The 25,888-nt window shown below is 43.6% G+C and carries 25 protein-coding genes and 1 riboswitch; of the genes, 4 read left to right on the top strand and 21 right to left on the bottom strand.

The features are described from left to right. Positions 1 to 5: 5 nt before the first annotated feature. From L1286_RS15685 to L1286_RS15660, 6 genes are all read right to left on the bottom strand, one after another. Positions 6 to 803, bottom strand: a complete 798-nt coding sequence (locus tag L1286_RS15685; protein ID WP_235407994.1) for a thiazole synthase — start codon at positions 801 to 803, stop codon at positions 6 to 8. Then, the gene (gene thiS, locus L1286_RS15680; protein ID WP_235407993.1) at positions 804 to 1,001 is read right to left on the bottom strand and encodes a sulfur carrier protein ThiS; all 198 of its coding nucleotides are present in this window, start codon (positions 999 to 1,001) and stop codon (positions 804 to 806) included. Beyond that, on the bottom strand, positions 998 to 2,020 hold the full coding sequence (locus tag L1286_RS15675) for an FAD-dependent oxidoreductase (protein WP_235407992.1): 1,023 nt from the start codon (positions 2,018 to 2,020) through the stop codon (positions 998 to 1,000). Before L1286_RS15675 ends, thiS begins: the two co-directional genes overlap by 4 nt. 51 nt (positions 2,021 to 2,071) lie before the next feature. After that, positions 2,072 to 4,024: a phosphomethylpyrimidine synthase ThiC gene (gene thiC / locus L1286_RS15670; protein WP_235407991.1), complete on the bottom strand. Its 1,953-nt coding sequence runs from the start codon at positions 4,022 to 4,024 to the stop codon at positions 2,072 to 2,074. Positions 4,025 to 4,199: 175 nt separating this feature from the next. Next, positions 4,200 to 4,301, bottom strand: a riboswitch (TPP riboswitch). Between the two features lie 32 nt (positions 4,302 to 4,333). Continuing rightward, complete coding sequence (locus tag L1286_RS15665) at positions 4,334 to 4,741, bottom strand: META domain-containing protein (RefSeq protein WP_235407990.1); 408 nt, start codon at positions 4,739 to 4,741, stop codon at positions 4,334 to 4,336. A 98-nt stretch (positions 4,742 to 4,839) separates the two neighbouring features. Continuing rightward, positions 4,840 to 5,229: an acyl-CoA thioesterase gene (locus tag L1286_RS15660; protein ID WP_235407989.1), complete on the bottom strand. Its 390-nt coding sequence runs from the start codon at positions 5,227 to 5,229 to the stop codon at positions 4,840 to 4,842. A 107-nt stretch (positions 5,230 to 5,336) separates the two neighbouring features. Between L1286_RS15660 and L1286_RS15655 the strand changes: the two genes are divergently transcribed. Continuing rightward, on the top strand, positions 5,337 to 7,448 hold the full coding sequence (locus L1286_RS15655; protein ID WP_235407988.1) for a TonB-dependent receptor: 2,112 nt from the start codon (positions 5,337 to 5,339) through the stop codon (positions 7,446 to 7,448). 38 nt (positions 7,449 to 7,486) lie between these two features. Here L1286_RS15655 and speD read toward each other — a convergent pair whose 3' ends face one another. The 12 genes from speD to L1286_RS15595 all read right to left on the bottom strand — a co-directional run bounded on the left by speD (position 7,487) and on the right by L1286_RS15595 (position 18,862). Next, complete coding sequence (gene speD / locus L1286_RS15650) at positions 7,487 to 8,296, bottom strand: adenosylmethionine decarboxylase (RefSeq protein ID WP_063356831.1); 810 nt, start codon at positions 8,294 to 8,296, stop codon at positions 7,487 to 7,489. Positions 8,297 to 8,382: 86 nt separating this feature from the next. After that, on the bottom strand, positions 8,383 to 8,796 hold the full coding sequence (locus tag L1286_RS15645; RefSeq protein WP_235407987.1) for an OsmC family protein: 414 nt from the start codon (positions 8,794 to 8,796) through the stop codon (positions 8,383 to 8,385). Positions 8,797 to 8,865: 69 nt separating this feature from the next. Further along, positions 8,866 to 9,204: a DUF3802 family protein gene (locus L1286_RS15640; protein WP_235407986.1), complete on the bottom strand. Its 339-nt coding sequence runs from the start codon at positions 9,202 to 9,204 to the stop codon at positions 8,866 to 8,868. Positions 9,205 to 9,399: 195 nt separating this feature from the next. Then, positions 9,400 to 10,872: a succinylglutamate-semialdehyde dehydrogenase gene (gene astD / locus L1286_RS15635; protein ID WP_235407985.1), complete on the bottom strand. Its 1,473-nt coding sequence runs from the start codon at positions 10,870 to 10,872 to the stop codon at positions 9,400 to 9,402. A 13-nt stretch (positions 10,873 to 10,885) separates the two neighbouring features. Next, on the bottom strand, positions 10,886 to 11,908 hold the full coding sequence (gene astA / locus L1286_RS15630) for an arginine N-succinyltransferase (protein ID WP_235407984.1): 1,023 nt from the start codon (positions 11,906 to 11,908) through the stop codon (positions 10,886 to 10,888). Between the two features lie 92 nt (positions 11,909 to 12,000). Beyond that, the gene (locus L1286_RS15625; protein ID WP_235407983.1) at positions 12,001 to 13,212 is read right to left on the bottom strand and encodes an aspartate aminotransferase family protein; all 1,212 of its coding nucleotides are present in this window, start codon (positions 13,210 to 13,212) and stop codon (positions 12,001 to 12,003) included. A gap of 323 nt (positions 13,213 to 13,535) precedes the next feature. After that, positions 13,536 to 14,711, bottom strand: a complete 1,176-nt coding sequence (locus L1286_RS15620; protein ID WP_235407982.1) for an HDOD domain-containing protein — start codon at positions 14,709 to 14,711, stop codon at positions 13,536 to 13,538. A 44-nt stretch (positions 14,712 to 14,755) separates the two neighbouring features. Further along, positions 14,756 to 15,337, bottom strand: a complete 582-nt coding sequence (locus tag L1286_RS15615) for an anthranilate synthase component II (RefSeq protein WP_235407981.1) — start codon at positions 15,335 to 15,337, stop codon at positions 14,756 to 14,758. 488 nt (positions 15,338 to 15,825) lie between these two features. After that, positions 15,826 to 16,341, bottom strand: a complete 516-nt coding sequence (locus L1286_RS15610; protein ID WP_235407980.1) for a DUF2489 domain-containing protein — start codon at positions 16,339 to 16,341, stop codon at positions 15,826 to 15,828. After that, positions 16,338 to 16,916 carry a Der GTPase-activating protein YihI gene (gene yihI / locus L1286_RS15605; protein WP_235407979.1) on the bottom strand — a complete coding sequence of 193 codons (579 nt, stop codon included), beginning with the start codon at positions 16,914 to 16,916 and terminating at the stop codon, positions 16,338 to 16,340. Before yihI ends, L1286_RS15610 begins: the two co-directional genes overlap by 4 nt. Positions 16,917 to 16,942: 26 nt before the next feature. Then, on the bottom strand, positions 16,943 to 17,593 hold the full coding sequence (locus L1286_RS15600) for a class I SAM-dependent methyltransferase (protein ID WP_235407978.1): 651 nt from the start codon (positions 17,591 to 17,593) through the stop codon (positions 16,943 to 16,945). Between the two features lie 636 nt (positions 17,594 to 18,229). Then, positions 18,230 to 18,862 (bottom strand): c-type cytochrome, encoded by a 633-nt coding sequence (locus L1286_RS15595; protein ID WP_235407977.1) that lies wholly within the window; start codon positions 18,860 to 18,862, stop codon positions 18,230 to 18,232. A gap of 366 nt (positions 18,863 to 19,228) precedes the next feature. Here L1286_RS15595 and yihA point away from each other — a divergent pair, with 366 nt between their 5' ends. Beyond that, positions 19,229 to 19,867, top strand: coding sequence for a ribosome biogenesis GTP-binding protein YihA/YsxC (yihA, locus tag L1286_RS15590; RefSeq protein ID WP_235407976.1), 639 nt, complete (start codon positions 19,229 to 19,231; stop codon positions 19,865 to 19,867). Here the strand turns inward: yihA and L1286_RS15585 are convergent. From L1286_RS15585 to polA, 3 genes are all read right to left on the bottom strand, one after another. Further along, positions 19,864 to 20,403 (bottom strand): DUF1285 domain-containing protein, encoded by a 540-nt coding sequence (locus tag L1286_RS15585; protein ID WP_235407975.1) that lies wholly within the window; start codon positions 20,401 to 20,403, stop codon positions 19,864 to 19,866. The two genes, yihA and L1286_RS15585, sit on opposite strands and share 4 nt — an antisense overlap. After that, positions 20,393 to 20,959, bottom strand: coding sequence for a YceI family protein (locus L1286_RS15580; protein WP_235407974.1), 567 nt, complete (start codon positions 20,957 to 20,959; stop codon positions 20,393 to 20,395). Before L1286_RS15580 ends, L1286_RS15585 begins: the two co-directional genes overlap by 11 nt. Positions 20,960 to 21,394: 435 nt before the next feature. Beyond that, entirely contained in the window at positions 21,395 to 24,148 is a 2,754-nt protein-coding gene (gene polA / locus L1286_RS15575) for a DNA polymerase I (protein ID WP_235407973.1), read from the bottom strand. A 421-nt stretch (positions 24,149 to 24,569) separates the two neighbouring features. Here polA and elbB point away from each other — a divergent pair, with 421 nt between their 5' ends. Beyond that, positions 24,570 to 25,223 (top strand): isoprenoid biosynthesis glyoxalase ElbB, encoded by a 654-nt coding sequence (elbB, locus tag L1286_RS15570; RefSeq protein WP_235407972.1) that lies wholly within the window; start codon positions 24,570 to 24,572, stop codon positions 25,221 to 25,223. 195 nt (positions 25,224 to 25,418) lie between these two features. Continuing rightward, positions 25,419 to 25,808 (top strand): c-type cytochrome, encoded by a 390-nt coding sequence (locus tag L1286_RS15565; RefSeq protein WP_235407971.1) that lies wholly within the window; start codon positions 25,419 to 25,421, stop codon positions 25,806 to 25,808. Positions 25,809 to 25,888 lie beyond the last annotated feature (80 nt).

Below are 25,888 nucleotides of genomic sequence, written 5' to 3'. Positions count from 1 at the left end.
TTTCACTAATTTTGATGCCAAAAAGGCATTCCCATGGTCGGGGTAGAGGGTGCAGCAACATCTTTTTCTGGCATTGCTTGTGCCTTATAACTCAGCCGCCCAGCGGTAACAGCATGTGCAAATGCACTTGCCATTGCAACAGGATCTCCTGCGCCCGCTACTGCACTATTCAATAGCACCGCATCATAACCTAACTCTAGCGCTTGGCAAGCATGCGAAGGAATGCCCAAACCGGCATCAACTATCAATGTATGTTCAGGTAAGCGCTCTCGAATTGTTTTTAAATTATATGGATTAATAAGGCCTTTGCCGGTGCCTATTGGCGCTCCCCACGGCATCAATACCTCACAACCGAGATCTGCTAGACGCTGGCATAGTACAAGATCATCCGTGCAGTAAGGCAGCACCTTGAAGCCGTCTTTCAATAAAATATCTGTCGCGTCTAGCAGGCCAATGGGATCTGGTTGTAAATTGTATTCGTCCCCAATCAATTCAAGTTTGATCCAGTCTGTTTGAAACACTTCGCGGCACATCTGTGCAAGGGTCACAACTTCCTTAACGCTATGGCAGCCCGCAGTGTTAGGTAGCACCCTCAAACCCGTATCTTTGATCAACTGCCAAAAGTCTTCACCGGCCGCTACCGAGTTTTGACGACGCAGTGACACTGTTACAATATCAGCACCGGAGCTGTTAATCGCGTCTTGCATGATTTGTGGAGATGGATACAGTGCAGAGCCGATGAGTAACCGACTGTCGAAATGCTCACCGTAAATGGTTAATTTATCTTGTGTGATATCTTGCATTTAACCCCCTTGGATGGGCGATAGGACTTCAATACTATCGCCAGACTCAGGTTTGGTCTCGGGGAGCAGTCCCGCTGGAACAAATTGTCCATTCAGAGCGACCGCAAACGGGGGCGTTGCCCCATGGCTAACCAAGATTTGTTGTAATGATAAACCGCCATCCACTTGAATGTCTTGACCATTGTAAATTAACTTCATAATAAACCCTCACTCAGTGCTTGCTGGACGACGACAGGGGCAAGTAAGTAGCCATGTCTATACAAACCATTGATTGCAATCACGTTGTCTTTCTTCTCTATACGTGGATGATTATCAACAAAAGCGGGGCGCAGCCCAGCATTCAGGGATAATACGCGACCTTCCGCAAAACCGCTATGCACAGTGTATGCTGCTGAAAGCAATTCTAAGGTTGAGCGTACCGTAATCTCTGCATCATCTTGAGATTCAATTTCTGTTGCCCCTATCACAAACTCATGGTTTGGTTTTGGCGCAATATAAATCGGGTACCTAGGGTGCATTAACCTGACTGGACGCTGTAAACAAACTTCTGGCGCGAAGAGGCGCGCGACTTCACCACGCACACCGCGAAGTTGCGGATTATCCACTTTGGCCCCTACGCCTCTGCAATCAATGATCCAATCATAAGCTTGATTGTTGACACAACCGTCTGCCACCGTCGCTTCCTGTCCATAGAAAAAGTGCACACCATGGCGTTTTAATGTATTAAAACTCGCTTTAAAAAAGCCAAGATTATCCAATTGCCCTTCGCAAGGTAAAAAGAGGCCTTGGGTAAATTGTCCGCTGAGTTCTGGCTCTAGATCAGCAATCATACGCTGGTCTACAGGGTAAGGGCGGTGACCATCAAGTGGCTTCAAACGCTGAGCAAAACTCTGTAAGTCTCCTCGGTCTTGTTGATGTGCGACAATGAGACTACCCGCTTGCTGAAAAAATACGGCATCATCCAGTTTAGCCAGCAGCCTTGGCCACATTTTTATAGCGTCAAGTCCCTGCTGAGCTATCGCTTGAGAGCATATAACGGATTCTGCAAGGGGTGCCAACATAGCAGCAGCCAGAGTGCCTGCACCTGTTTGCGCATCTTGTCGGTCTCTTTCATACACCGTGATGTCATAATGTTCGATTAATTCTAATGCGGCTACTCGACCGACAAGACCAAACCCCACGATAGCCACCCGAGGCTTTTTACCAAGTGTTGACATAAGGTATCCTAAAAAACGCACCATTTGCGCTAACAAATGGTGCGAACTCAATTAGATCGCTTTGTGATAAATCTCAGAGCCGCTATTTTTGAACTCTTCTGATTTAGCTTTCATTTCAGCCTCTACATCCACCATCTTGATTTCGATGGCATCACCGACGTTATTAGGATCGATACCACGTGCCTCCAATTCTTTGGCATAGTCCCTAACGTCCTGAGTGATCTTCATCGAACAGAACTTAGGCCCACACATTGAACAAAAATGCGCGACCTTGCCAGACTCCTGAGGTAGGGTTTCATCGTGATAAGACAACGCGCGCTCAGGATCTAGACTCAAGTTAAATTGATCATGCCAACGGAACTCAAAACGCGCCTTCGATAGGGCATTGTCTCGGATCTGAGCACCGCGATGACCTTTCGCCAGATCTGCCGCATGGGCCGCAATCTTGTAGGTGATCAAGCCTTCCTTAACGTCTTCTTTGTTTGGTAGACCCAAGTGCTCTTTAGGCGTCACATAACATAGCATTGCAGTTCCGTACCATGCGATTTGCGCCGCACCGATACCTGACGTGAAGTGATCATAGCCTGGGGCAATGTCCGTTGTTAATGGACCAAGCGTATAAAAGGGTGCCTCATGACAATGCTTCAGCTGCTCATCCATGTTTTCTTTGATCATGTGCATTGGCACGTGACCAGGCCCTTCAATAAAGACTTGGACATCATGCTCCCAAGCAATCTTGGTAAGTTCACCTAATGTGCGTAATTCTGATAATTGCGCGTCGTCATTCGCATCAGCAATTGAACCAGGACGCAAACCGTCACCGAGTGAGAAACACACGTCATATTGCTTCATGATCTCACAAATGTCTTCAAAATGCGTATAAAGGAAGTTTTCTTTATGATGGGCAAGACACCATTTCGCCATAATTGAGCCACCACGAGATACAATACCTGTCACGCGCTTAGCTGTCATTGGTACATATCGTAGTAGTACACCAGCGTGAATTGTGAAGTAGTCAACACCTTGCTCTGCCTGCTCGATCAAGGTATCTCGGAAAATTTCCCATGTTAGATCTTCCGCTACACCATTCACTTTTTCAAGTGCTTGGTAAATCGGTACAGTACCAATCGGTACCGGAGAATTACGCACAACCCACTCTCGCGTTTCATGGATATAACGGCCCGTAGACAAATCCATTACGGTGTCTGCACCCCAGCGCGTAGACCAAACTAACTTTTCCACTTCTTCCTCAATAGAAGAAGTGACGGATGAATTACCAATGTTTGCGTTCACTTTCACTAAAAAGTTACGGCCCACAATCATCGGCTCAGACTCAGGGTGGTTGATGTTATTTGGGATGATTGCACGACCACGCGCCACTTCTGAACGCACAAATTCTGGCGTGATAAAATCAGGGATTTCAGCACCGAAAGACTGGCCTTCGTGCTGCTCAGCCAGCAATTCTTCTCGGATTTTTGCTCGACCCATGTTTTCACGGATAGCAACAAATTCCATTTCAGGCGTGATGATGCCTTGGCGCGCATAGTGCATTTGCGTGACATTTTTACCCGGTTTCGCGCGGCGAATTTTAGGTAAGTTCTCAAAACGAATGTGGTCCAAGCCCTCATCAGCCATGCGCTGTTGAGAAAATTGAGACGTTACTGAATTTAATAACTCTGTGTCATCGCGATTAATGATCCAATTTTCACGGTACTTTGGTAACCCTTCACGCACATTGAGCGTGAATTCAGGATCTGTGTACGGGCCTGATGTGTCATATACGCGTACAGGCTCATTCTTTTCAAAAACAGGCTCTTCTTCTGTGCCGCCCACGAATGAGTCGCTCAATGAGATCTCTCTCATGCCCACGCGTACACCTTCTTGTTCCCCATCTACATAAATTTTTTTAGAATTGGGAAATGGTTGGCCCTTTAAGTTATAGATAAATTCCGAAGCCGCTTCGCGCGATTCGCGGCGTGACAACTTGCTACTGTTATTTGACATGACGTGCCTCATTGTTAGTTAAGGTGTCTTGTCAGAATTCCAAAAAGGAAGAGATTGGGTTCATACACATCCTCGCCATTGATTAACTCAATAACGACAATATGCAGATGTTGGTGGATAATCTATTAGCACGACGCCAATAAATTGCAGCTTAGGTACCCAAAATTTGGTGATTCACACTAAGCAGCTTGTTCCCTACGCAGGCATTAACCTGATCAGGTCCACGGATCCCGCAATACAGCGATCTCAGCCCAACAGGGCACTCCGACAAGTAACGAATTGAGACAAAGTCTACTGAATGTCAGCTGATTAGTCAAAGCGCCTTTCAACTGGTTCGAAATGCCACGAAGCATCTCCGCGTAATACCAGCTCATTCACGGCAAACTCTATCGGCGCACCGATTCTGAGCATATTTAAAAATGCCTGCTCTCGCGCATTTACTTCTGGCTCGCAGAGTTTACGTGTCATGCCAATGTTGGACACATATAATTGTCCATCTTTGATCTCACCTTGACCAAAAAATCGATTGCATCCAGTGTATCCATTCACTCTAAATGCATCCAAAAACTCAATAGTAATGGCGCTGTGCGGTTCTGCGACAGCGGGTATTTGTAGTTGCCAACTTGAATACTTGAGTGAATGGGCGTTTACCGTCCCTGTACTTTTACAGCCAATAAGCACTAGGCTCATTAGGCAAAATAAAAAGGTTTTTTTCATTGGTAAACCAAACGTTTAAAAATCAAATTTAATTATAACGCTTGGTCACACAGAATAGGCAGTAAAAATGTGTAATTAATTGCCTTTTTGTACAAAAATTAAGAAAATAGCTGTTCAATTTCCTGATGTAGGAACGGCCTACCTCGGTCATTGACAGATGTGCCTGTCACGATGGCGTCCAACATCAATTTTTTATCATGCTTTCTTATGACCTTCTGATGGAAAGCAAATTTTAACTTGCTGACTTTTTCTGTCTCTACTTCTACATAAAATTCATCACCCGGCTTCAACGAGTCTCTGTAATTCATTTCTGAGCGGATCACCACTAAATTGATTTTTTGCTCCGCCAGTGCTGCAAAATCAATATTCTTAAAAGCCAAAAACTCATGGCGTGCATGCTCTAAATAATTAAAGTAGACACTATTGTTGACGATACCTTGCAGATCGCATTCATAATCTCTTACTTTAAAGTCAACTTTAAACGTCATAATTCGTCCTCTGATTAGAATGTGAAAGTTTATATCACAAATATTCAGTTATGTGGTCGGGCTTTTGCTACACTAGGGCGCAATTAACATGGGACTATAAATAACAAATGAAGCTAAAACTCTCTTTGCTTGCGAGCTGTTTATCACTCGCGTTTTCAAACGCAGTACAAGCTGAACAAGCACCTTCAAACCAAGATATCGAAACAATCCAAGTTAACGGAGACTTTCAACAGGAATCTCTACTGACTTTGAGTGCCAGCGCGTCCGTTTTCGACGAAGCGGAGATAGAAACGCGTGGTGCGAGCTACTTAGATGAAATTCTTAACAATGCAGCGAATGTTAACTTTACCGCCGGAGCATCGAGAGGCCGTTTTGTGCAGATCCGCGGGGTTGGTCTACGCTCACAGTTTGTCGACCCAATTACCCCTAGCATCGGCGTATTAATCGATGGCATTAATTACTCAGGGTTAGGTGGCAGCAGCTTGCTCTTCGATGTAGATCAAGTTGCGATATACCGTGGTCCACAAGGGACTAAATTTGGTGCTGATGCCCTAGGTGGCATCATCGACATGCAATCAGCTGCGGCCAGTCAAAGTAATCAGTTCAAAGTAAAGCTAGGCGCTGCAAATTACGGCACGTATGAAGCAGGCATCGCAGCAGGGACAGGCCTCACTGATTCAACAGCGGCACGCGTCAGTCTCTACCAAAGAAAATCAGATGGCTACGTAGACAATATTTTTCTAAATCAAGATACCCAAGATCAAGATGAACGTGTTGCCCGCATTAAACTTAATTCACAGCTGCACGATGACCTGCAACTGGGGTTCACCTACCATTTTATCGACGTAGACAATGGCTATGACGGATTTACTCTGGATAACAGCCGCACAAGTGTCGCAGATCAACCTGGTAAAGATACGCAGCAAAGCGACGCTTTCGCTGCAAATCTGGCTTATCAAGGATTTGATCTATTCAATCTAGAGGTAATAGCAACGGGTTTACAAGCCGATACTGAGTACAGCTATGATGAAGATTGGACCTGTACAGATCCATCCAAACCAGTACTGTGTGAAGCGGGGTTAAATGAAAACTACTGGGGTGCAGCGACGGACCAGTACTTAAGAGATCATGAACGAGGCTCACTGGAAGTGCGCTTCACAAGCAAAGAAGCCGACTGGACGCTTGGTCTGTTCACACAGCGCTATGACGTCGATTTAACACGTCACTACTCTTGGGTCAGTGATGTTTTTAAATCGTCAAATGAAGTCCGCAACCATGCGATTTTCGTTCACAAAATTACTGAACTAAATGAAAAAACGCAATTAATTACAGGCCTTAGAGCGGAACGTTTTGACTCAGAGTACAATGACAACCGACAGGTTGTACAATCAACCGACGATACAATGCTCGGTGGTAAAGTTGCACTTGAATACCAAGCAACGCCACAAACGATGATTTATACCAGCGTTAACCGCGGTTATAAAAGTGGCGGCATCAATGCCGTGGCATTGGCCAGTGCCGATAACAATGCCACTTTACCGGCAAACTTTGACCCAGAGTATATCTGGAATTATGAGTTTGGAGTGAAAGGCCAATCAGAAGATCGCCGTCACACACTTCAAGTCACGGCCTTTTATATGGACCGAGAGGACATGCAATTAAACCAAGGGTTGCAGCTCAGCGGCTCAGAATTTACTTCTTTTATTGGTAATGCAGCAAAAGGTACAAACTACGGTATTGAGATTGATGGTCGCTCACAACTGACTGATGCAGTGAGCTTCAACTATGCATTGGGGTATTTGGAAACGAAGATTAAAGACTACGCAATCAAAGGTGAAGACGAACAAGGCAACGATATATTGGTCAGCTTAGACGGCCGAGAACAAGCACAGGCGCCGAAATACCAGTACTCTGCAAGCTTACAGTATGATTTTTCTGAAGCACTTTCTGTCCAAGTAGGCGTAGAAGGTAAAGACGATTATTATTTATCCGATAGTCATTTTGGACAAGCACCGAGCCATAACTTGATAAATGCCAGTGCCTCATACTACGCCGACCAATGGTCTTTGACATTCTGGGGAAGAAACCTAGCAGATAGAGATATCCCGGTAAGAGGTTTTCAATTCGAAGCTGACCCAAGACTGAGTTATGCCGTTAGAGACTACGTGCAATATGGTGAGCCAAGATTAGTTGGTATTACGTTTAAATACGAACACTAATAAAAAACGGCGCGTAAGGCGCCGTTTTTTATCTGGCTTTATTCCGGATCGGGTAAGTTTCTACCATAGAAGACTTCTTGGATTTCGCGGTTCAATTTATTGCGGATCTCTTCTTCTTCTTCGTCTGTCAACTCATCTGTGGTGATACCGAATAGATACGTGTTTAAATCCGTTTCTTTCAACATCATTTTAGTGTGAAACAGGTTTTCTTGATACACATTCACATCAACCATTTGATAGGCGTCTTTTGTGTCGTCCGTCATAAAGTTTTGAATAGAGTGAATGGGATGATCGATATAATGCTTGACCCCATTTACGTCACGTGTAAAACCGCGCACACGATAATCGATTGTCACCACATCGGACTCTAAAGAGTGTATCAAGAAGTTCAACGCCTTAAGTGGAGAAATAATCCCACAGGTAGATACTTCAATATCGGCACGGAAAGTACAAATACCATCATGAGGATGCGCTTCAGGATACGTATGCACACAAATATGGCTCTTGTCTAAATGCGCAACCACGGAGTCTGGTAATGGGCCAGGTGTTTCTTGGCTATGTGGCACCGTGCCTTCAACTGGCTCTTCTGAAACCAAAATCGTTACGCTTGCGCCCTGAGGGTCATAATCCTGACGCGCGATATTTAATACATTGGCACCAATGATGTCGACAACCTCTTTTAAAATATCGGTTAGACGATCCGCACTGTACTGCTCATCAATGTATTCAATGTACTCTTTTCGCTGTTGCTCAGTTTTGGCGTAGCAAATATCGTAGATACTAAAGCTTAAACTCTTTGTTAAGTTGTTAAAGCCATGGAGTTTAATTTTATTAAAGGGCTTGTTCACGATAGACCCACCTTAAAACAAGAAAATCTGCGCTGCAGAACTAAAAGTTCGCGGATTTTATACGAAAAATAGGCGCTGAAAAAGCGTTATTTTTCTTCACTTTGTACAACTTCGTGGGTATGTGTGATTTCCACTGCCTTTTCAAGCATTAAGGCCACTGAGCAGTACTTTTCCGCAGATAGGTTTACAGCACGAGCAAGGTGCTTTTCAGACACATTGTCTCCGGTAACTACAAAGTGTAGATTGATTTTTGTAAATACTCTAGGCGCTGATTCTGCGCGCTCTGCCGCCAGTTTCACTTCTACGTTGTGTACAACCTGCTTGGCTTTTTTTAAGATGCTTACCACATCTACAGAGGCACATGCGCCCGCTGACATCAGTACCATTTCCATCGGGCTTGGCGCTGCACTTTCGGCACCAGCATCAAACACCACATTATGACCAGAATTAGAAAGCCCTAAAAACGTATCACCCTCTACCCATTTTACACTTGCTTGCATACTTTACCTTCTTAAAACGAACAACACCGCCAGAAGGCGGTGTTAGCATTCTTAAATCTATATCTCAGATCACTGGATCGCTGAGTCAAATAAGTTTTTAACTAATCCAGCGAACTCTTCGATAAACTCTTGCTGCTCTTCCGTAACGCGCTGGTCAACAACACTAGATAACACTTCCTGCAGGTCATAAACAATGCCATCGACTTCTCTAACAATCAAGCTGCGTTGCTCAGTCGACAGTCCTTTGTGTTGCTCACACAAACGAATCACGTGCTCTGCAATCACATCCTCAATTAATTCAACAACCTTAGGTGCATTAGGCTTTACTACACCCGGCTTTTCAAACAAGGCTAAATTTTGTGTCAGGTACATGACTAACTCATCATATCCTTGTTTATCTAAAACCATATATTGCCCACCTGAGTTTACCAACGACATCTCCTATTGATTTAAGCAGAAACTTGATCTGATTGCTACTTTTCAGCGCTTCTGAAAAATAAAAAAAGCAGCGAATGCTGCTTTTTAAGAATAAAGCGTGAGATAATTTCAGTGCAAAGTAATATTGCGTCACGCGTTATTATAAATTACCCATTGGGGGTAATTTTAATCCAATGATAGGCCCGGACTCAAGCTTCCTGGTAATGTAACTTTTTCAAGTTCAACAGATGCCACAGGGTATGCGCAATAATCTGCTGCATAGTAAGCACTCGCACGGTGGTTACCTGATGCACCAATGCCACCAAATGGTGCAGCACTTGATGCCCCCGTGATTGGACGGTTCCAGTTAACAATCCCTGCACGAATACGACGTAAGAAGTGGTCGTAATCCGCTTCGTTGTCGCTCAATAGGCCTGCAGACAAACCAAAGCTTGTGTCATTTGCAAGCTCAATCGCCGCATCAAAGTCTGTGTAGCGGAACACTTTCAATAAAGGCCCAAAGTGTTCATCGTCAGGGAAATCAGTCACATTGGTGCACTCAATGATACCTGGCGTTACAAACCCAGTTCCCTGAGTATGCGTAAGTGCTAGCAAGCTTTCGCCGCCCAACTCAATTAACTGTTGCTGTGCAGCAACCATACCTGCCGCAGCCGCTTCAGAAATCATAGAGCCCATGAATGGCTGATCAGCATCGTCATAGTTACCAATCTTGATAGCTTTCGTCGCACGTAGTAACTGCGCGAGGATTGCATCACCCTGCTCGCCCTGTGGTAAAAATAATTTACGCGCACATGTACAGCGCTGACCACTTGAAATAAACGCAGATTGGATGATGTCGTGTACAACCGCTTTTGTGTCCGTTACGTCTTTAACGATTAGCGGGTTATTTCCACCCATTTCTAATGCTAAAATCTTGCCTGGCTGACCAGCGAACTGCTCATGTAGGAAATGGCCTGTACGAGAAGATCCTGTAAAGAACAAGCCATCGATGCCCTTGTGTGAAGCCAGCGCTTTACCGGTCTCTACTTCACCTTGAACCAGGTTGATGACGCCTGCTGGCAAACCTGCTTTTTCCCACAATTTTAGCGTCAGCTCAGCAACATAAGGTGTCATTTCAGACGGCTTAAATACAACGGTGTTACCTGCTAATAATGCCGGAACGATGTGCCCATTTGGTAGGTGACCAGGGAAGTTATATGGGCCGAATACAGCCACAACACCGTGCGCTTTATGGCGGATCACTGCGCGACCAACTGGCATTGCATTTTCAACCACACCTGTGCGCTCATGGTAAGCTTTTTCAGAAATGGCAATTTTTCCAACCATTGCGCCCGCTTCAGTGCGCGTTTCCCAAAGTGGTTTACCCGTTTCTTTCGCGATCGCGATCGCCAGCTCTTCAGCATGCTCTTTTAGCACTTCTGCAAAGCGCTTTACTACGTCAAGACGCCCTTCAAACGACAAGTCGCTCCACAGGTAGTATGCTTCGCGCGCAGACTTAACTGCACTGTCTACTTGCGTTGCAGTTGCAGCATTTGCCGCCCAAATCTGTTCGTTATTTGCTGGGTTTACAGACGCAAATTCTGCACCTTCACCAGCTAACCATTTACCATTGATAAATTGTGCTGCATGTGTTGTCATAATTCTTTCCCAATTAAAGAGTTGCGATACTAACTGTGTCGCCATCAATTACTTGAAGCGCGCTTGCAAGTTCAGCTGATAAAACGATTTCTTCGCCTTGTGGCATATCTAGCTCAATTGCTGTCGCACGATAGCCTGCTAGTTTATCATTTGCAATAAGGACTGGCGAACCACTTGTCGTCGTTACCGCTTCACCAATGCGTACTTTGAAGTACTGTGTTGCACGGATTGTGCGGATATTGTCCACTTTCGCTTCCACTGTTGGGCCAGCATCAAAAATGTCCACATACCCGTTGAAAGTAAAGCCTTCACTTTTCAACAATTCAATCGCTGGACGTGTATTGTCATGTACTTCACCGACAACAGCCTGCGCTTCTTCACTTAACAAGTTCACATAAATTGGGTATTTAGGCATCAACTCTGCGATAAATACCTTTTGGCCAATACCCGTTAGGTAGTCAGCTGTCGGAAAATCCATCGAGAAAAAGTGCTCTTCTAACCATTTCCAAAATGGGCTGCGGCCATTTTCATCAGACACACCGCGCATTTCGGCTATCACCGTTTCAGCAAAGCGTGTTTTATGTTGATTAATGAACATAAAACGAGATTTAGACAACAACTTACCATTAAAGCCTTTGCGGTATTTATCTTTTAAGAACAACGTACACAGCTCAGTTGCACCTGTGTAGTCATTGCATAATGTAAGAATATCCACTGCTTTATAAACATTCAGAGTACGAGATGAATGGATAACTTTACTCAAATGATAGTGGTAAAACGCATCGTCTAGTCCCACTGCCGCTTCAATTGCACTGGTACCAACAACTTCTCCCGTTTCTGTATCTTCAAGTACAAACAGATACCCTTCATCGAATGGGACATCCGTCTCTTTACCAAAAGACGTCATCGAACGTTCAATCTTGTTTTGTAACAACTCTTCATTCAGAGGTAATGAAGTAAAACCATGCCCCGACTCTTGGGCAATGTTCAAAAGCGCTGGATAATCGCTTTTTTGGATTGGGCGAAGGATCATCATGAGCCCGCTTACTCCTCAATAAACCTTTAGACAGACGGTGCTCAATAACAAGAGCACCGCATTGGTTATCACACTCAGGTGAGTGTTATAACTTAAGCGTTGTTTTCAACAACGCGCGCAACTGCTTTTTCAAAGCGTGCCAAACCTTCGCGGATGTCCGCTTCAGGAATCACCAACGATGGTGTGAAACGCACGACGTTTGCACCGGCAACCAGTGACATAACACCTTCTTTAACACCTTCAACTAAGAATTCTTTGGCTTTACCCGCATATTTCTCAGTTACCACACCACCTAATAGTAAACCTTTACCACGGATCTCTGAAAATACGTTGTACTTGTCATTGATCGCGGTTAATAGTTCACGAAATAGTGCTTCTTTCTGTTTAACACCTGATAGTACATCTGGCGTATTAACTGTATCGAATGCAGCTTCTGCAACCGCACATGCTAATGGGTTACCACCATATGTTGAACCGTGCGTACCAATCTTTAAGTGCTGTGCAATTTCAGCTGTTGTGATCATACCACCGATAGGGAAACCGCCACCCAACGCTTTTGCCGTCGTCAGAATGTCTGGCGTCACGTCTAGACCTTGATATGCGTAAAGCTCACCAGTACGACCAACACCTGTTTGAACTTCATCAAAAATCAGAAGTGCATTGTGCTTGTCACACAGTTCACGAACGCCTTTCACAAAATCCGCTTCAGGAGAAACGATACCACCTTCACCTTGAAGAGGCTCCATCATTACCGCACATGTGCTGTCAGAAATAAGCGCTTCAAATGCTGCCAGATCATTGTAGTCACAGTGCACAATATCGCCTGGCTTTGGACCGAAACCATCCGAATAAGCAGCTTGACCGCCTACCGTTACGGTAAAGAATGTACGACCGTGGAAGCCTTTATTGAACGCGATAATTTGAGATTTTTCAGCACCGAATTTATCCAGCGCCCAACGACGTGCAAGCTTCAATGCCGCTTCATTCGCTTCTGCACCAGAATTAGCAAAGTAGACTTTGTCAGCAAACGTTGCATCAGTGAGCTTTTTAGCCAATCGAAGTGCTGGTTCATTGGTCATGACGTTAGATAAGTGCCAGATTTTTTCGCCTTGCTCTTTTAAAGCAGATACGAGTGCAGGGTGACAATGACCCAAACAGTTTACAGCGATACCACCTGCAAAATCGATGTATTCACGACCTTCTTGATCCCAAACACGTGAGCCTTCACCTTTCACAGGAATAACAGCAGAAGGTGAATAGTTAGGTACCATTACTTGATCGAATAATTCACGATTAATAGTCATTTTAAATCCTCATTTTAGCGAGTTCAGCACTGAAAATTGGGCGCTCGGAATGAACAACAATTACCTTCAACCGTCATGTAAAAGATCCGAAATTACCCAAATCGGTGCAAATTTCATACGCACATTATTCCAAAAAATTGTCTCTATGTCTCATAGAAAACGCTTCTACACCCCTTGATATTCAAGGCTTTAGTATAAATTTTCAAGAACAGTGAATAACTATTAGCGACTAGATTGGATACGCCCCCAGCATACAAGGATTTTAGTCGATCCCAGCCAAAGGGGCGAATGAATGAATAAGCGAGAAAAAATTTCCAGTTTTTTTACAAAATCGTCAATTGAAGGCTCTGTAACGAAGTTTTTGACAATAATTCTTGCTCTTGATTACTCAATCTCAAGTGTGCAAACCAATATTTGGCTTCTTCGTCTTCGATCAAATGACTGTCTTTTAGTAATTGATATTGCGCATAACCATATGCTTTTTTAATAACCTGCGTTAGCGGTAATAAGTCATCTGGATTTTTATTCATGTTCGGCAAATAACTTTGCGCAATTTCTGTTACAGCTGCATTAAATGGTAAATACTTGAATGCCATTTGTTCTACCAACCGCTGCGATACCGTTGGCGCATGCTCTACTAACAAGTTACGTAAGAAAAGCGGATCCGGCCCTAACTCTAACAGCGCAGTGTGTAAATCCTTTTGGTTTTTGTCTCGCGCTATTTTAATTTTTCCCTGCCACACCTTATCAAAGGTGCGTAAATACAAACGAGTCAGCGCAATCTTACCAAGCTCAACCAACATACCGAGCGTGAAGGCATGTTGCTCTTTGACTTCGTACAATGGTGCAAGTGCTTTTGCGGCAATAGCCGATGCCATACTGACATCGCGCAACTTTCTTTTCAAAAGCGGGAACGGCTCTGTTGAATGTGGCATCCAATGACGCACTGCAAAAGTAGGAATGACCATTTGTAAATTCTCAAGCCCTAAATAGCGCAGTGCAAGTGCGGGTGTGTCCACTTTTACAGACGTCCCTTTACTATTCACCTTACGGTATTGAGGTAGGTTTACCAGCGACACTAAATCACGCCCTAACCAAGAGAGATCATTAACTAGGGGCTCTAAGCGACTGACCGACGCCGATTTTACAGCGAGAATATCTAAAATGGTTGGAACGGCATCTTGTACACCCACCACTTCGGAATAAATCGAATCCAGATCGCTCAACTGCATTTCAATTCCAGATTCGATCACTTGGTGCAAATGGTTGCTAGCCTTAGCGATATACTTGTGATGACTGGTGCTTTTTTCCTGTCGTTTTGCAGCAGCGGCTAACTCAACTTCGAGCATCGTTCTTTGAGGAACCGATTCCCCAAAGTTCATATCGAAGGTATGGATATAACCTATTTGTTGCTGTGCAAAGTTGTGGCTAATTAGAACGTCATGTGCACGCTGTGCAATTGCCTGTGCAATATGTGACTGCCTAATGTCTTGTGTCATCAATTATAGTCTTTTTTGGTATATTAGAATTTGCTCTTTAAAGGTTAGAAGCGAGCAATAAAGTTATCAAGTAGTCTTAACCCATACTCTGTTAAGATGGCTTCTGGGTGGAACTGTACCCCCTCTAACGCACGCTCAGTATGACATAAACCCATCACTTCATCTAGCTCCCCCGAGGCAGCTTGCGTCCAGGCAGTGAGTAGCAACTCAGGGGGCAAAGTCTCAACATCGACTGCTAAAGAGTGATATCGGCACACATTAAAACTACTGGGCAACCCTTTAAATACGCCCTGGTTGTTATGGTGTAGTTTTGACACTTTACCATGCATAACCTGCTTGGCTTTTCCCACTTTCGCGCCCAATACCTGCGCAATCGTTTGATGCCCAAGACATACGCCCAAGATTGGAAAACGCCCTTGCAATTGTTCCACTACTTGCAAAGATATGCCAGCCTCATTGGGGCTGCATGGACCCGGAGAAATGACAATATGTCGAGGATTTAGCTGCTTAATTTGCGCGAGGCTTATTTCATCATTGCGCTTAACCAGCACTTCTTGATCGAGCTTTTGAAAATATTGAACGAGGTTAAACGTGAAAGAATCGTAATTATCGATCATTAATAACATTCAGGCTTCACCTCAAAACGATTACAACTTGCCATCTTTACTACCACAGCAAAAAACCAAAAAAATCTTCACACATACTTATCTGGCTAAGCCCAGCATGCTACGTATCGTGTGGCGCGACATACTACCACATTTAGAACACAGGCCGACATTCCCCCTTACAAGAGGGTGACTTGTCAGTGCACTGTCCGCTGGCAATATATGCTTACAGATCAGGGATGGCAAAAAGCGCCGTGCATGGGTAAAGTAAATGGTGAAACAATCTATCACTTTTAAGGACAAACATGACACTAACAATGAAGAAAAAAAATATCAAAAACCTCTCATTAGCTCAATGTCTTGACGCCAATAAAACAGCCTATATCGCTGCTGGCGCGGTGCGACCTTTACTTGAGGAATTTTCAAAAGGTCCGGTGACGTGTAGGACTCAATAAAAACTGAAAAGGGGCAGAAATACATTGCCCCTCCATCAATAAACAGACGATACGTTATTGAAATACAACATTCTCACTGCCAGGCAACGCTTTAAATTCTTTCAATAATTTGTCACAATCTTTCAGAATTTGCGCCTCTAAACGCTCTTCAGCACGCCACCTTTTCGTATCCATTTTAAAGATTTCTTTTTTTGAATACTTTTTACGCGCCTCATGCGTTGGCATTTCTTTGACTTCATCATACATCTCAAACACACCTGGGTATGTCGTTTCAAGCGCCAATTCTTCATCAAAGCTATATTGTGAAATTAATACCCACACACGTAAACACCCCTCTGAGTATTCACATTGCTTTTGTTTCATTGCTTTTGCTATCAAATTGATGCTGTCCGCCAACTTTCCATTTCGCTCTTGTCTGGACTTTTCAAGCTTTTCTGCCTGCTCAGCCTTCAGTTTAGCAATGGTTTCCTTTTGTACCTTCAGTTGCCATAGCAACTTGCCAGCATAAAAAGCCAAACCAGCCACTATCAGTGCGCCCAAGATCAGCGCAATGACCCAGAATGTACTCATCTGTCATCCTCATCATCACTTAGCCATTCGTCAGCTAAATCATTACTGACAAAATCAGCTAATGGATCAGCCTCAACCATGTCTTCTTCTTCAAATTCATCATCGATACCCAGTAATTCACATAGCTCCTGATGACGTGCAATCGAGCGATTGAAGAATTTCGCGTCCTTACCAGTCAGTAACTCACCCCGTTCATGCAATTCGAGTAACTTCATCAGACGTTCGTCATTTTCAAGTTGCTGTAACTCTTCTTCTAGCGATAATTCAGGCTCGTGGGCTTTTGTTAAACTTGCCTGAGGTTTCAAATGGCGAGTCATTTGTGGCGCTTTAGGCTGTGCAGTGTGCTCTGGCACAAGCGCAATTTTCTTCTTGCTACCAGCGCGAGGATCTGCCTGCTTACCAGATTGAGACGCAGTCTCTACTTTGGCTTCTTGAGCGTTTCGGGTACCAGCTTTGTTGCCCTTTTTCTTTTTCACGCGCTGCTCTTTTATTGCGCGCAATTCTCTCAATTTATCTTTACTTAATCGAGGTGTACCATTTTCGCCAAGTTTGCGTGATTTCTTCTTTCTCGTCATGTTTCTCTACCACTCACTTTACCGAATCAACGTTTAATTAAAATGATCACATCATTTCCAATAAACTCAATATCGGCATTCAATTGCTCTGCTATATATTCGAACGTTTCGCGACTAAAAAATGAAATATGGGTTTGGTCATTTTTATAATGCCAAGACGCAAAACGCGTTTGATCAATTACCAGCTTAGTCATCATTGCCAACGGTGCACCAGGCTTTAATAGCGTCATTAATTGCGCCAATACTTCTCCTGGCTGTGCCAAATGTTCAATTACTTCTGTACATGTTATGAAATCATAAGTTCGCTCAAACACCGAAGTGTCGTTGGCATAATATAGATCATAAACCGCCATCGTATGCCCAATCTCTGAAAACATTTTTGCAAGCAATGGACCTGGACCGCAACCAAAGTCTAATCCTGTGCTTTCGCCACTTAAGCGTGCGCAAACAGGCTCAAAAACGCGAGACAAAAAGCGCCTGTAACCCTGATCTTTCAGATCATTCTCATGACTGTCATAAATTGCTTTTTCTGCTTGTGGAGATAGCCTTTGCCATTTAGCCACACTTACCAACTTGCAACACTGGCACTGCCAGTAATCGCGAAATTTGTCTTGATGGTAATGTTCTAACTGTTCTCCACCACAGAGGCCGCACTGAAGTGTTTGAGGATTTTGCAAAGATGATGAACCAAATGTGCTGAAAAGGGGGTATTGTACCAGCAATTAAAAAGTGTACAAATAAAAAGACGGCAGAGATTGCTCTCTACCGCCTGCTAATCTGAGCGTCACAATTCGGACACTTCTCCCTTCGACTTTTTAGTCTTTATTATTCTTCTTATTTATCTTCCATTTTGTTTTTTATTATACTTCCGTGAGTCTTTCCATATTGTTTTTGTTATCAAACTTCCATTGCTTTTTTTATTGTCGGTCTTCCTAACGCTTTCTTATGCTTCCATTTAATGTGGTATCCAAATGAACACCTAAATCTTGTCGTCTCCGCTTCCTACGAATTGTCCCTGTTTTTGTGTTGTCTTGACGACAGGGATTAATCTACGCTGATTTTAAACAGTTACAACTAATCAATAACAAAATTATTACTTCAGCAACAGAGAAAAAAACAAAACACAAATAAATACATAAACTTACAAATCAAATAAAATTCATTTTACGTTAATGCTCACAATGGTAATTAGCAAAAATCTCACACTTGCAGTGAGAAATATCTCACACCCTATCGATCAAAAAAAGGCAACTATTTAGCTGCCTTTTTCAACACTTAGAGTACGGACTAAGCGTACGTTTGGGAATGCGACTTTAGTGCAACCCACCCAAGTATTTAGATAATATGTCGATATCTTTGTCGGTCAACTTTGTGGCGATATCCCTCATCATGCCATTTGCATCATTTTCGCGGGAGCCATCACGGAATTTCTTTAACTGCGCTTTGATGTACTCAGGGTGCTGGAATGAGATCTTTGGAAACTTAGCCAACGAAGTGCCGTTGCCACGAGGTCCATGACATGCCATACAAGAAGGAATGCCACGCTCAGCATCACCCGCTCGATATAGTTTCTGCCCCGCTGTGACCACGTCTTCTGGGGTCGAGCCAGCACTCATAGGTAGACTCGCGAAATAGGCTGCCAAGTCTTTCATATCTTGATCAGACAGTGGCATAGACATACCACTCATCACAGGCTCCATCCGCCCTTCTTTACCACCAGAGGTCATACCCAACTTAAATTCTTTTAGTTGTTTATAAATATAGTCTGCATGCTGCCCAGCAATTTTTGGATACATAGTCACAGGGGCATTGCCATTCGGTCCATGACAAGCAGCACAAGTTGCCGCTTTTGCCTTACCAGCCTCTGCGTCGCCATCGAATGCCGCAACGTTGTTAATTGACAACGTACCTAGCAGCATAGTTAAAGATAATGCTATTTTTTTCATGGTAAATTCTCTGTTTCGACCCTGTCACTTTCAACCCAAGCAAAATACGCTAAATTTTGCAAAACTGGGCAGATACTCATCATTTGCATATTGACTTAAATTATTAAGTGACGCTCAATATGCTCATGCTTTACGCTGCAATTTTTACATAGTACACGATAAAAAATTCTTCGATATATTTTCTACTCATATTAAATCTATAATTTATATGGCTTTGACATAGATTAAACTTAGTCCAGAAATTCTTTTGACGCCGCTAAAATTTGTAGACTTTCTTTAGCTTTTGCAAAGCGTGTCAGATGTAATAAAATACGATAAAACTAAAGAATCACATTTCGGAATCATACAACCCGCTTAGGAGTAAGAGTGTTAAAATCTCGTATGCCATACAACCGCGCGACTTTCATTACCAGCGCACCAGATATTTCCCGCCTCCCCGCCGACAGTGGTATCGAGGTGGCTTTTGCTGGGCGCTCTAACGCCGGCAAATCGAGTGCTTTAAATGCACTTACTGACCAAAAGCTTGCACGAACCAGTAAAACCCCTGGTCGTACCCAATTAATCAATACATTCGCACTTGATGAAGATAAAAGACTCATCGACTTACCTGGTTATGGCTTTGCCAAAGTGCCGATTGAAATGAAGAAAAAGTGGCAAAAATCATTGGGTGAATACTTACAAAAACGACAAAGTTTAAAAGGTATTGTGGTGCTTATGGATATCCGCCATCCACTGAAAGATCTCGATATGGATCTGATTAATTGGGCGGTAGGCAGTGACATTCCAGTGTTAGCGTTACTAACTAAAGCGGATAAATTGAAACAAGGCAAACGTAAAGCTGAAGTTTTACAAGTTCGAAAAGCGTTGTCTGAACTTGACGGTGACATCACAGTTCACGCATTTTCGTCTTTGAAAGGACTGGGTTTGAAAGAATTAGCATGGCAGTTAGATGACTGGTTTTTAGGCCCCTTTATTAAACAAGAAGCTGAGCCAGAGCAAGACTAGGCAAGTTTAAACTCGTCACCCGCAGAGTGTAGCAACATCATGTCATCACTGTCTCTGTACTCTGCTATTTCTACCCACTGATACAACACATTGCGTGCAATACGCGCGCACAATCCGTAGTTTAGTTTCAGGTGAGGTACTTGTTGCCCTTTGTAATCGTCTATATACAACGAAAACTGCGCGCATACTGGCCACAATCGACCTAAGTTATCCTCACAAATAATCACTTTCTCAAACCCATATTGCGCCGCATTTGGGCACATATGCCATGCCGTTATCACCATGGGGGTTGCTTCTACTGAGACAGCACAGGTCTCTGCGGGGGTTTTGAGCCAATGCCGCTCACCATCATAACTCAATACACTGGCAAACAGACGCGCCAGTGGCAACCGCTTGATCTCATCACCTTGATGAAACCAGCGCCCGCTGCTGTCAATATGAAAGTTGCCCACACCACATTCACCTGCCTGCCAACACTCCGTTGGGGCATGGTGAGTGAGGTACTGTTGTATCAGTAAATCTAATCTATTGGTCATTGAAAATCAGATTGAAAGTGACAGGCACACTGTGCGAGATACTATCTAGTCCAGCAATTTTTCTCAGAGACTCAATACCATCTTGTAAGCCAAAGTCTCTACTGTTGATTAACACTGCACGCTGCGGTGTGACCTGTAGTACTTTGCCAGCTTTGTTTACGACGACATCTAAATTTAGCACAACACTTTTACCGTGTAGGTTTAGTGTGACGGGCAGTGCTTTGACAATTTGAATCCCATCTTTCAATTGCCCTAACCACGGTTTTAAGTCGGCCGTAATCGTCGCCATTGGAAATTTCTCTACATTGAACAGCATTTTCTTCATGCGTTCATTTCTGATAGGAATAAGTGACTCAATACTCACTAAATCCAATTCGATCTGGAGTTGCCCAGCAGCAGAAATGTGACCAGACAACTGCTTGAAATGATGATTTTCGGCAATGCTATTTAGCTTCACGGAAGTAAAACTCAAATCGCTTTGGTTATTATCCAGTTGCCAAGCTGAAACAAGCTGTGATGTAAAACATAGAGTGCCTATCAGTAAGGGCTTAAGCATGACGTATTCCTTTTAAAACGTTTATGTCATCTTAACAAATAACGTTCGATAAAGTCAGCCGATGTGCTCACCCACTTGGGAAAAAGGATATTCATTGATCAAATAGACAAGGAAAGAAAAATCGGCTCGTATAAACCATTTACGAGCCGTTATAGCAATCTGGGGAGAAGCTATCAATACACAGTATCCTCTTACGAGAGATACATCATCAACAGGATGTCCTACAGGATGAGGACGGCGCGAACTTTATCAAATAGCCATCTAGAAATAAACAGCGCAAAGCAAATAATGCGCCAATTTGATATTTAATACACAAAAAAATTAATATTTTTACTCTAAATTTACAGTGAGTGAGGTAAATAGGGCCAGAGAAGGGATTATTAATCTTGGAAGAAAAGCATGGGTCCGCCATGCTTTTCTGGCCAAAGAGGCGTGTTAGTGAGCTTGTTCCCAGTTTTCACCAAAATCAGCTTCAACAAGCAATGGGACATCAAGTTCAGCGGCTTCGCTCATTAGTCTACAAATGTGCTCACTGAATTCAGACGCTTTGTCGGCCTTCACTTCAAAGACCAGTTCATCGTGCACTTGCATGAGCAGCTTCACATCATCAGTGCTCTGTTGCACCAGCCATTGGTGTACCTTGATCATGGCCTTTTTGATGATATCCGCTGCAGTCCCCTGCATAGGCGCGTTAATCGCAGCACGTTCAGCAGCTTTACGACGTGCGCCATTGCGCGCTTTAATGTCAGGAAGATATAGGCGTCGTCCGAATAGGGTTTCAACGTACCCCTGATCAGCAGCTTTTTCGCGTGTGCTTTCCATATACTCTAATACACCAGGAAAACGTTCAAAGTACTTATCCATATAATGCTGAGCTTCATTTCTCGGGATATCAAGTTGACGCGACAAGCCAAATGCACTCATCCCATAGATCAATCCAAAGTTAACCGCTTTTGCTTTGCGACGCATGTCAGATGTGACTTCATCTAGTGGTACCGAAAAGACCTCGGATGCAGTTGCACTGTGTACATCTTTACCCTCGGCAAATGCACTCAATAAACCTTTATCTTGAGAAAGGTGAGCCATGATACGTAGTTCAATTTGACTATAGTCCGCCGCTAAGATCACATGATCAGTGTCTGCCACAAATGCTTGGCGAATACGACGCCCGGATTCATTACGAATTGGAATATTCTGCAGGTTTGGATCGCTCGAGCTCAAACGCCCCGTCGCCGTTACTGCTTGATGATACGACGTGTGCACTCGCTGAGTTGTTTCATTCACCAATTTTGGTAATTTATCTGTGTACGTTGATTTCAACTTTGCCAAGCCGCGGTGTTCAATGATCAGTTTAGGTAGCGGGTAGTCATGTGCAAGTTCTTGCAGTACCTCTTCGGCCGTTGAAGGCGCGCCTTTTGGCGTCTTTTTCAAAACGGGGAGACCCAACTTATCAAACAGAATCGCTTGCAACTGCTTTGTTGAACTCAGATTAAACTCTTCACCCGCCAGCTCAAATGCGGCTTGTTCTAATTCCGCCAATCGCTTTTCAATTTCAAGGCTTTGCTCACCAAGCATCGCACTATCAATCTTTACCCCTGTACGTTCAATCGCAGATAAGACATTGACCAATGGCAGCTCGATGTCGTTAAACACGTTTAACAAAGTAGGTTCTTTCTCAAGTAATGGCCACAAATGCTGATGAAGTCGCAAAGTAATGTCTGCATCTTCAGCGGCATACGGCGCCGCTTTGTCTAATTCAATTTGATTGAAAGTCAGCTGCTTTTTGCCTTTACCCGCAATGTCTTCAAAACTAATCGCTTTGTGACCAAGGTATTTCAGTGCAAGCGAGTCCATATCATGACGGGTGCCAACACTATTAAACACATAGGACTCGAGCATGGTATCAAATGCAATACCGTTTAACGTAATACCCGCACGCGCTAGCACGCTTTTGTCATATTTGAGATTTTGGCCGACTTTTTTTACAGCTTCATCTTCAAGAATAGGTTTTATATGCGCAAAAACCAACGCTTTATCAAGCTGCTCTGGTGCACCGACATAATCATGTGCCAGTGGCAAATATGCAGCTTCCCCCGCTTCGACGGCAAAGCTCATCCCGACTAAGTCGGCCTGCATGTAATCTAAGCTGGTTGTTTCAGTGTCAAATGCAATCACGTCTGCAGATTTGAGCTTCTCAATCCACACGTTCAGCTGTGCTTCTGTCAGTATGGTCTCGTAGTTCCCTTTAACCTCGACGGGCACACTACTGTGCTCATCTGCACTCGCTTTGTCTGTACTGGTTGCCTTACCATCTAAGAGCTCAGCCAACCAACGCTTGAATTCACACTGCCCGTACAATTCAACCAGACGATCTTTGTTCATTGGTTGGATCTTAAAAGTATCAAGGTCTTGCTCTACCTCACAATCTAGCTTGATGGTCGCTAACTCATAAGAAAGATCCAGCTGCGATTTGTGCTCTTCAAGCTTTTTCGCCATCGTTTTTGAGCCTCTAAACCCAAGCGGCGCGATATCCTCTAAGTTTGCATACAGTGACTCAATGGAACCTAGACCTTGCAGCATGGCCAATGCTGTTTTTTCACCCACCCCCGGTACGCCAGGAATGTTATCCACCTTATCACCCATTAGGGCAAGAAAATCAATAATGAGTTCTGGCCCAATACCAAACTTATCCACCACACCTTGCGGGTCAAGTACGGTATTTGTCATGGTGTTAATCAGTGTGACATGCTCATTGACCAACTGCGCCATATCTTTATCACCCGTGCTGATCAAGACATGACGTTTTTGCTCTGTGGCAATACGCGAAAACGTACCAATCACATCATCAGCTTCAACACCACTGATGCTCACTAGGGGTAATCCCATTGCCTTAATAATGTTATGGATCGGCTCAATTTGTGTACGTAAATCATCCGGCATTGGGGGTCGATTGGCTTTATATTCAGAATACATATCATTTCTGAAAGTTGGCCCTTTGGCATCGAAAACGACCACCATGTGACTCGGATCATATTGCTTTAACAAGCTTTTTAGCATGTTAATCACACCATAAATGGCACCTGTAGCCTCACCTTGTGAATTAGTTAAATGCGGTGGCGCATGGTATGCGCGGAACAAATAGGAAGAACCATCCACCAAAATTAAGGGATTTTCTGGGATCTGAGGCATAATATTTGGGATCCTAATTAGATATATTTAAAAACTCGCTAAGAATGCCACAAGGATTAGCATAAAACGAGGGGAGTGCAACGTTACTTATCGAGGAAAAGCTGTGGATAACATTGTAGATAAACATAAGGGTACCGTGAGCAAGAAATGCCAAGCCCCTAACGTATTACAGCAACCTATTGATAAATAATAAAAAATAAAAGACAAATATTTTTTATTTTTAATTGGACATTTGTGGAAATGTCATTCCTAATGTATTTTCATCGCAAATTTAGTGGCGATAAAACAACCTGTTTTTTTCAGGCGGAGGCGTATACTAACACAAACGATCAAAGATCAAAGCAGATCCTTTATATTTTTTTTCACACTCAACATTCTCACATTGAATATAGCAGGCATAATGTGCCTCAGGAGATAAAACATGAAACAAGTTGCGATCATTTTTAGTGGCTGTGGCGTTTTTGATGGCGCTGAAATCCACGAATCCGTACTCACTATGCTGCATTTAGAAAGCCATGGCATCACCTATAAATGCTTTGCCCCCAATATTGACCAGCACCATGTCATCAATCATTTAACTGGCGAAGAACAAACACAAACACGCAATGTATTAACTGAAGCCGCGAGGATCGCTCGAGGTGACATTCAAGACTTAGCACTTTTAAACCCCGAGGAATTCGCAGCTTTAGTAATTCCGGGTGGATTTGGTGTCGCTAAAAACTTATCTGATTTTGCTTTCAAAGGTGCAGACTCTCAAGTATTAGACGCATTAAAAACGACCTGTCAGCAATTCAACACTCAGAAAAAGCCGATTGTTTACTTATGTATCGCGCCCGCCCTCATTGGTCACATTCACGCGCAAGGCACATTGGCAACGATCGGGACAGATCCAGACACAGCCGCTGCAGTTACGGCACTTGGCGCGGAGCATGTTAACTGTGAAGTAAACGACATTGTTGTAGACGAACAACAAAAAGTCATCAGTACACCGGCTTACATGTTAGCGACGAGCATTAGCGAAGCATCCACAGGTATCGAAAAGGCCATTGCGCACCTCCATAAATTTATCAGCTAACTGCCATTAAAAATTTGCTTGATTTTAAGCATAAAATGCCAAATCTTTGCCCTAACGCAATAAAAGTTGTTTTTTATACGCTTAAGATCAAGCTTCTATTTTTGATAAATTAGATGGTGACGTTATACTCAATTTGGAACCGTCATCCGTCGTGCTTCGTGATCGAAGACATTAAATTTGAAGTGAGCAAGGTAAATGAAGAAACTGTCAGCAGCACTCTTATTGCTATCCACGGCCACCGTCGCACAGCCGTATGATAATTCTCTAACCGAAGAAGCCATTAAAAAGCGCTTGGAGCCGATTGGTTCGGTGTATTTAGCAGGCGCACAAGACACGGCAATTGCAGCGCCAACGGGGCCTCGCTCGGGTGAACAGGTGTATCAAGCTTCTTGTTTTGCATGTCATGGCACGGGGGCGTTAGGCGCGCCAAAAACAGCGGATGATTGGGCTGCACGACTTTCTAAAGGCTCAGATGTACTACTTGATCACGCGATCAAAGGGTTTAATGCAATGCCTCCAAAAGGCACGTGTATGGACTGTAGTGATGAAGAAATTGCTGCGGCAATTGAGTTTATGATTAAATAAATTTTGTATCAATAAGCGAGACGAGTGCTCGCTTATTTATTTCAAATCAGGCAGAATATTGGGCGCGAAACTTTATTAAT

The organism is Pseudoalteromonas sp. SMS1 (assembly GCF_021530565.1).
In the GTDB taxonomy this organism is placed as follows: Bacteria; Pseudomonadota; Gammaproteobacteria; order Enterobacterales; family Alteromonadaceae; genus Pseudoalteromonas.
The sequence above is the reverse complement of the archived record's forward strand: the minus strand, read 5'-3'. Positions and strand labels throughout refer to the sequence as shown.